2 protein-coding genes are annotated in these 1,695 nt (G+C 62.4%); both read left to right on the top strand.

Annotated features, from left to right (window positions below; translation table 11 throughout):
* A partial coding sequence (locus tag ABIB90_RS41560) for a DUF1522 domain-containing protein (RefSeq protein ID WP_354202976.1) occupies window positions 1–998 on the top strand: 998 nt, incomplete at its 5' end.
* A 317-nt stretch (window positions 999–1,315) separates the two neighbouring features.
* On the top strand, window positions 1,316–1,695 hold a 380-nt coding region (locus tag ABIB90_RS41555; protein ID WP_502918274.1), incomplete at its 3' end, for a flagellin N-terminal helical domain-containing protein.

Raw genomic sequence — 1,695 nt, 5'->3', positions numbered from 1 at the left:
CTTCCGGTGCCCTGCAGACGACCGCAGGCGCCAAGAACTCGTCGATCGTGGCCGGCGCGCTCAACCTCTCGACCGGTGCGAACGCGGATCTGTCGATCAGCGGCACCAATAATGCGCTGTCCTCGCTCGGCCTCACCGGCTCCACCGGCACCGGCACCGCCTTCACGGCGAGCCGCAGCGCGGCTTCCGGCGGCATCTCCGGCAAGACCTTGACCTTCGCCTCCTTCAATGGCGGCGCGGCGGTCAACGTCACCTTCGGCGACGGCACCGGCGGTACGGTCAAGACGCTCGATCAGCTCAACACGGCACTTCAGGCCAACAACCTGAGCGCCACGATCGACGCCAATGGCCTGCTGACGGTCTCGGCGACCAACGACTTTGCATCGTCGACGATCGGATCTGCTGCTGCTGGTGGCACCATCGGTGGCACGATCACCACGGCGCTGACGTGGTCGAACCCCACCTCGCCGGTTGCCGATGCTGTTGCCCAGGCCACCCGTACCAACCTGGTGTCCCAGTACAACAACATCCTGACGCAGATCGACACGACCTCGCTGGATGCTTCGTTCAACGGCGTCAACCTGCTCAACGGCGACCAGCTCAAGCTGGTGTTCGACGAAACCGGCAAGTCTAACCTCAACATCACCGGCGTGACCTTCAACTCGAAGGGTCTCGGTCTGGCCGGCCTGGTGCAGGGAACCGACTTCATCGACAACGCCGCGACTAACAAGGTGCTGACCAGCCTGAACTCGGCCTCGAGCACACTGCGCTCGGAAGCCTCGACCCTCGGTTCGAATCTCTCCATCGTGCAGGTGCGTCAGGACTTCAACAAGAACCTGATCAACGTGCTCCAGACCGGTTCGTCCAACCTGACGCTGGCCGACACCAACGAGGAAGCGGCCAACAGCCAGGCGCTGTCGACCCGCCAGTCGATCGCGGTCTCGGCGTTGTCGCTGGCCAACCAGTCGCAGCAGAGCGTGCTTCAGCTGCTGCGCTAATAGCGGCTGACATCGCAATCAAGTCATGGCGGCGGGGCTTCGGCCCCGCCGCTTTCTTTTTGCGCGGTCGAGGAGCAACCTGGCGGCTTCGAAAAGTAACCGTTGGTTATGGTTAACGGGAGGCAAACGCCGTGAAAAAGCGAGGAATTTCAGATCGATCGTCGCTGATCCCGATGTGCTGCTGGAGCCTTATGGTGAACGGCGCTTACGGCGCGAGAACAGGCTTCACGCTTTGTTAGCCATGTCCCCTCAGGTTGTGCCCGTCACTCGATCCGAAGCGATCGAACGAAGACGCGTAAACCAGAAGGGTAAGAGTCATGTCCGGTATTGTTCTCTCTGCGTCGGTTCGCCAGAACCTGCTCTCGCTCCAGTCCACCGCCGACCTCCTCGCCACCACCCAGTCCCGCCTCTCGACTGGCAAGAAGGTGAACTCGGCGCTCGACAACCCCACCAACTTCTTCACCGCACAGTCGCTCGACAACCGCGCCAGCGACATCAACAATCTGCTCGATGGCATCGCCAACGGCGTGCAGGTGCTCCAGGCCGCCAACACCGGCATCACCTCGCTGTCGAAGTTGCTCGACTCCGCCAAGTCGATCGCTAACCAGGCGCTGCAGACCACGGTCGGCTATTCGACCAAGTCGAACGTCTCGACCACGATTGCGGGTGCGACGGCCTCCGACCTGCGCGGCACCAC

The organism is Bradyrhizobium sp. JR4.1 (assembly GCF_040548605.1).
Classification (GTDB): Bacteria; Pseudomonadota; Alphaproteobacteria; order Rhizobiales; family Xanthobacteraceae; genus Bradyrhizobium; species Bradyrhizobium canariense.
This window is presented reverse-complemented; position numbering and strand designations above follow the sequence as displayed.